Origin of the sequence: Polaribacter sp. (genome assembly GCF_039939415.1) — a bacterium.
Lineage (GTDB): Bacteria > Bacteroidota > Bacteroidia > Flavobacteriales > Flavobacteriaceae > Polaribacter.
Genome location: NZ_JBDVJE010000084.1, coordinates 1 through 6544, shown reverse-complemented (window position 1 = coordinate 6544; position 6544 = coordinate 1). Strand labels below are relative to the sequence as shown.

6 protein-coding genes are annotated in these 6544 nt (G+C 27.1%); all 6 read right to left on the bottom strand.

Translation table 11 applies throughout. The annotated features are described in order from the left end of the window. On the bottom strand, positions 1–645 hold a 645-nt coding region (locus ABJG40_RS13945), incomplete at its 3' end, for an efflux RND transporter permease subunit (protein WP_348025202.1). Between the two features lies 1 nt (position 646). Continuing rightward, positions 647–1801 (bottom strand): signal peptidase I, encoded by a 1155-nt coding sequence (gene lepB, locus ABJG40_RS13940; RefSeq protein ID WP_348025201.1) that lies wholly within the window; start codon positions 1799–1801, stop codon positions 647–649. A gap of 155 nt (positions 1802–1956) precedes the next feature. After that, positions 1957–3168 (bottom strand): 6-bladed beta-propeller, encoded by a 1212-nt coding sequence (locus ABJG40_RS13935; RefSeq protein ID WP_348025200.1) that lies wholly within the window; start codon positions 3166–3168, stop codon positions 1957–1959. 106 nt (positions 3169–3274) lie between these two features. Continuing rightward, complete coding sequence (locus ABJG40_RS13930) at positions 3275–3604, bottom strand: hypothetical protein (protein ID WP_348025199.1); 330 nt, start codon at positions 3602–3604, stop codon at positions 3275–3277. Between the two features lie 490 nt (positions 3605–4094). After that, a complete protein-coding gene (locus ABJG40_RS13925) occupies positions 4095–5636 on the bottom strand; it encodes a TolC family protein (RefSeq protein ID WP_348025198.1) in 1542 nt (513 codons plus the stop codon). Next, a partial coding sequence (locus ABJG40_RS13920; RefSeq protein ID WP_348025197.1) for an efflux RND transporter permease subunit occupies positions 5606–6544 on the bottom strand: 939 nt, incomplete at its 5' end. The genes ABJG40_RS13920 and ABJG40_RS13925, both read right to left, overlap by 31 nt.

The window sequence follows — 6544 nt, the reverse complement described above, 5'->3', positions numbered from 1 at the left end:
ACTTCCTACTTCTTGTTCATTAAGATATACATTAATTGCTTTTTGAATATCATTTACTGATAATTTTAATTGCAACAGTTTCTTCGTATTGTATGTTATCACCCATTCAAAAGGAGCAGCTCCATAAATAGTAACCTTGCTAATCCCTTTTAAAGTTGATAACTGAGGTAAAATATGTTTTTCTGCATATTTTTTAATATAATTAGCACTTTCAATAGCATTGATACTATAGGATAAAATAGGCGCCTTATTTTCATTTGGTGTACTTAGTGATAAACTTGGGTAACTAACACCATCTGGAAGTTCTGAATACGATTGACGAATAAGATTTGCCAATTCAAAACGAACGGCATCCATATTGGTGTTTTTTTTAAACCCAATAGCAATATTTCCACGCCCTTTATTAGAGGTAGATCGTATATTTTTTATGCCTTTAACCGTATTAAAAACACCTTCTAACTTTGCAGTAACTTCTTGCTCTATCACTTTTGCAGAAGCATCTTGCCATCTATAACTTACATTTATGGAAGGTAAAACTTTTGAAGGCGCTAATTGTACATTTAATAAAGGAATTAAACAAGCACCAATAATTGACAGACAAACAAATAGAATAATTATAGAAAATGATGAAAATTTAAATTTCATATTAATTTATACTTTTAAAAAAGCGATTCCATTGAAGTTTATCTTGATAATTAGAATACAGCACACATTGTACCTTACCAACAATATTTTGTATTGGGACAAAACCATAATATCTAGAATCATTCGAATAATTTCTATTATCTCCCATCATAAAATAATAGTCTTGGGTAAATGTATAGGTTTCTGCCTTTTTATTGTTTATATAATACGCTCCATTACGTTTTGCCAACTTACATTTTTCAGATTTACGAATTGCTTTTTTGTAGATAGAAAAATTTTCTTCATTTAATGTTATTTGCATCCCTTTTTTAGGAACTATTACAGGCCCCGTATTATCTAACGACCAATTATTATGCATTGGTTGAAAGAACAACCCTTTTCTATTTAAAGTATCTATTTTAAGCTTAACATTTTCTATTACACCAGTCTTTTTTAATCTTTCCAACTCTAATTGAGATAAATTTGATTGATATACATCTAATTTTTCTTGACTTATAGAAACACTATTAAAACCCAAGGAATCTAAAGATCTATACAGCCCTTTTTTATTTATAACATTAAAAGTATAATTGTGTTTTACATTTTTAGAATTATTAAAATAGGTGCTATTTGTATAAACAGCTCCATCCTCAATATTTAAAGTATCTCCTGGTAAAGCAACACAACGTTTTACCAAAAAAAAATCTTTACGCCAATTAGAATTAAAAACGATAACATCTCCCTGTTTTATTTCTGTTGTACTAGAGAGACGCTTATAAGGCCACCAATATTGTTTTATTCTTTTTCTAGCATTCTCATTAAAATAATACCCAATATTTACCAAAGGAATATCAAAAGGTGAGCGTGGTAATCTGGGGCCATATTTTAGTTTATTTACAACAATTACATCATTTGGAAACAACGTGTTTTTCATTGATGAACTTGGAATTTTGTAAATATCAAAAACTAATAATTTTGAACTGATAACTATTGAAAATAAAAAAATAAAAATAAAAACTCTTTTAGCTGATTTTTTAAAGAAAGGGATTTCCATTAGAAATATTACTTTTAACATTCCAAAATATATTATAGCAAATAATGTTAAGGTAAGAGCTAACCAAGATAAATCATTCAAAATAAAAATAATAAATACAAAAACTATTATGTTTTTTTTCATTGACTTAATACGTTGAAACTATTTTCTATTTCTTATTGGTTGAATACAACAGTTTTCCTAATTTGATTAATTTTTAACAAAAAAGAAGTTAAGTCATTGTTAAATTATCGGAAATATTTATTTGATTATTCATTAAGTAAATTTAAATCCTTTATCTATTGAAATGAATTTTTCAAATTCCATTTAACCATTATTGGGTTCATATTTAATTTGTGTTCTGTTAAAATTGAAAGACCAACTTCTTTCATCTTTTCCTCTCCATATTTTTCAATGAGATATGGTATATATTCTGGTCTTAATATTGTAATGAACTGATCATTAATTACTGCATTTGGACACAATAAAAATGGATAATCATTTAAATCCATTTTAGAAAGGTCTTTTACAAAAAAAGAATTATCATTTTTTGATATTGCTACCCAATAAAGATTACTCCCAGCACTAAAATTGAAGCTTAAATATTTTGATGTTTCAAAAATATTAATAATACTATGGGCAAAATTTGTTTTTCGAAAATCAAACACTATTTTCTTAGCTTCATTAGCGTTAGAATATTTTAAATAAAATGATTTTGGAATTTTGTGTTTTCCGAAATCAATATCATAAGTTTCTATAATTTTATCTTCCGAACTCAAGTTGTATATATTATATTCATATGGTTTCAAATAGTTTAGTTTTTCGCCAGATCTATAAATGTTATGAGTATTAGGTAATGGATAATTGGGAGAATCATATACATCTGTATACTTTAAAAATTTATTTAATCTTTGTAGATTTGGATTCCAAGTAATTAATTTATAATCTAAATTTATATCATTTCTAAATCTAGAATTATCTCTTGTTCCTTGATCAAAAATATATGAATTCTTATTTAATACCGCAAATTTGTAAGTCATAAATCCAAATTTTTTCTCATTTATAAACTTACCATCTATTTGAAATTTTAAAATCTTACTTTTTCTCAAATCTAAAAGTTGAAGGTCTCCTTTATAATCCACATCCATATCTCCAAGAAAACTATACTCTCCAGGACCATTTCCTTCACTTCCAATCTTCCCTAAAAATTTCCCTAAAAAATCAAAATTAAAAATAGAATTAGTACTTTTAGTATCTAAAATAAAAACACCTTTATCTGTTGCAAGTATTTTATCTACACTTCCTATCAAACTTTTTTCATTAGTTTCAAGTTGAAAAAAAGCTACATCTTTAACTAAAGAAAAATTATTTTTTGATAATTCTTTAAACTCAGATAGATCAATTTTAATAGCTTTTGAAATTATTGATTTTACATTATTTTGATTTTGATTTTTACAAGAAAAGAGACCAATCAGAAAAAATAAAATAAATGAAATGGTTTTATTATTCATAATAATTATTTAATTGTACTTAATATCTTTGAATAATCCGAAGCAATCTATATACATTATTAAAAACATATAATATATCCTTCGGATTGGTTTAATTATATTAATTTTATGAACAGCTAACACCTGAACCTTCACTACAAGATCCGCTACCAGGATAACAATCTGTAACCCAAGTAACACAACCTAAACCAATATATTCGTAAGTTGTAACACCATCCGAACCATCCCAATCATCGCAAAAAGGATTCCACCAAGGACAATCTACAGGGACACATGTTGGACCATCACATTCTGTCTGAGCATATGCAGATTTAACAAAAGACTGTAATGTCAAATCGCTGAATTTCGAATTATTATCTGAGCTACTAATATTTATATTCATAAACATAGTCATTACTATAGCAACTACTCCTAAAATTCCTATTATTTTTTTCATTTTATTAAATTTTAATTATTTTATTCTTCATTAAAGTCTTATAAGGAAATACTACTTTTAAAAATATTAAATAGTTACTTGTTTTTAGCAACCATTTAGTCAATAAAAAATTAAAGACTTCCTCTGGGTGGTTTGGGCTTATTACATAGGCTATTATTTTAGTTAAACAATTTGTGAAACTCTTTTTTAACAACTGAATGCTCAGAGGTTTTTTTACTTCCAAAATTTTATTCATACAAATTTAAACTCTAAGAGGGACAAATTCTGTCACTCTGCTATTTATCAAGAAAATATTTACTACTTTTTTTACAATAACAGATATTATAGCCCTCAAGTCTTAAACTGGTTAACATTCTTTTAATCGTTCTTATACTGCATTCAAAGTCATTTGCTACTTTTTCTAATGAGCATAATCTTTTACGCTCTATTAAATACAATAAATGAGTTTCTTTTTCTTTTCTTTCAAAATAAGTCATAGCGTTTTCTTAAATTAATTGTCTAGTATGGTTTTAAAATCTTGTAGTAATGGAGTATTATCAATGAAGTTATAGAGAGTTAATTGCTGTACTTTATAATATAATGCCCAATAACTTTGCAATGCTTGTATATAGTTTTCATTGGCTTGTTGCCAAGCTTTTCTAGAAGATGTCAAATTTAAAAAATCTACACTACCAGATAAAAATCTTTTTTCAGTTAAATGATAGGATTCTTTAGAGATTTCATTTGTTCTTAATGCTCCTAACACCAACTCATGCTGAATGTTAAAGTCTAGCACATTTTGTGTAATATCTTGTTTATAGGTTTCTTCGTTTTGTTGGAGTTCTATATCTACCACCTCTTTATTCATTATAGCAGTTTTAATTTTCCCTTTACGCTCTCCCCAATCTAAAACAGGAATACTAAATTGAATACTTACATTCTGTTGGTCTAAAAATCTGCCATAAGCATCTACAAAAGTATCAGCTTGCTGGTTTAAACCATAACTAGCAGTTAAAGACAAATCGAATCGATTGTTTTTAACCACTTGATCTAGATTTCTTAACGCTTCAATTTTTTTAATCTTTAGGTTCAAAATATCTGGGTTATTTTTATATGCTAAGTCAATAGCTTTATTTAAATTTATGCTTAAGTCTGATATTAATTCTGGTAGTGTTGGCATTGCACCAGTTGGTAGTTTATCTCTTAAAAATAATTTTAATGCTGCAGTAGCTTTTTGTAATGCTTGTTGGTTTTGAGTTAAATTAGTATTTGCATTGTACACATCTAATTCTAAATTTAAAAGCTGATCTCTTTCTATAGCAATTAAAGCGTATCGCTGTTTACCAATATTGAATAATTTTTTAGCAGTAGTTTTATTTTCTTCTGCTATTGCTACTTTTTTACTTGCTAAAGCCCAGTTAAAAAATAAATTAACCGCTTTTAAATTAATGGTTTGAAGCTCATACAAAAAATCTTGTTTTGCTTTTTGAAATTCTAAAGGTGCTGTTTTCTGTTCCCATTTAAACCTATTAAAAGCCATAATAGGTTGTACCAAACCAATTCTAACTGGCGTTGCATTATAACTTTTGGTTTCAAAATCTCCAAAATTCTCCAATCTATTAAAACTAGAATTTAAAAATACACTTGTACCTGTTGCCCTTATATCTTGGCTTATAGAAAGGTTTGCAAAACTATTAATGGTTTGTTGCTGCCTATACACATCTATATTTTGTTCAGAATCATAGCGTTCTATTAAAGCACTATTGAATGTAAAAGGTCTAGTAGTAAAATCTATTTTAGGTAATAAACTTGATTTATAAGATCTAAATTCCCAATAATTAACGCCATAATTTCGTTTTGCCTTAAAAATATCTAAGGAGTTTTTACCCGCCAGTTTTAAAACATCGTTTAACGTTATGTTTTGCGGAATGGATAAAGTCTCTTTTTTTTGCGCACTAATTTTTGCACAATTGAATAAGAAACAAACTCCAATAGCTACTTGTTTTAATTTTATATAATGAATCATATTTTCTTCATAAATTGATAATAACATAAGGGTATAAAATATAGACTGATGATTGTACCCAAAAGCATACCTCCAATTAACGCTATTGCTAAAGGTGCTTGTAATTCTGCTCCTATTCCGCTAGTTAATAATAAAGGTACTAATGCTAGAATTGTTGTTAAACTGGTCATTAAAATGGGTTTTAAACGTCTTTGACCTGCAACTAATAATGCTTTCATTAAAGGATATCCTTGTCTTTGTAGTTGAATAATGGTATCTATTTTTAAAATAGAATCGTTAATAATAATACCACTCATTACTACAATACCAATCATAGACATTAAGTTAATACTCATACCAAAAAGTTTTAAAAATAAAAATGCTCCTGCTAAATCTATAGGTACTTCTAACAATATAATTAACGGTAAAACAAAAGATTCAAATTGTGATGCTAGAATAAAATACAGTAGTATTAAAGAAATTAATAAGACTATTTTTAATTCGCTCATTAATTCTTGGTTAGAAAAAAAACTTCCAGAAAAATTTACATCATATTGTGAATTCTTACCAACTACTTTCTTTATATCGATAATACTAGCTTCTACTTGAGAATCATTTATATGAAATGCTACTGGATAATATTCACCTTCATTACCACCTGTAATTGTTTTTAAATCTTCTGATTTTACTGTTTTAATAAAGTTTTTTACTTGAAAAACAGCACTGTCTCTAGAAATAACCGTTGTTTCATTTAAAATATCATTTAAATACTTTGCACTTCCTCCTAAAATTACGGGAACAAAGTTTTGATTGTCTACAATTGATAACACTTCTCGTTCATTAAAAGCACTCTTTAAAGTACTAAACAACGTATTTGTATTTACATTATACGTCATTAGCTTTTCTTGATCTGCAACCAATGTCATGTATTCTTGCATGGCAATAGGTTCTAACTT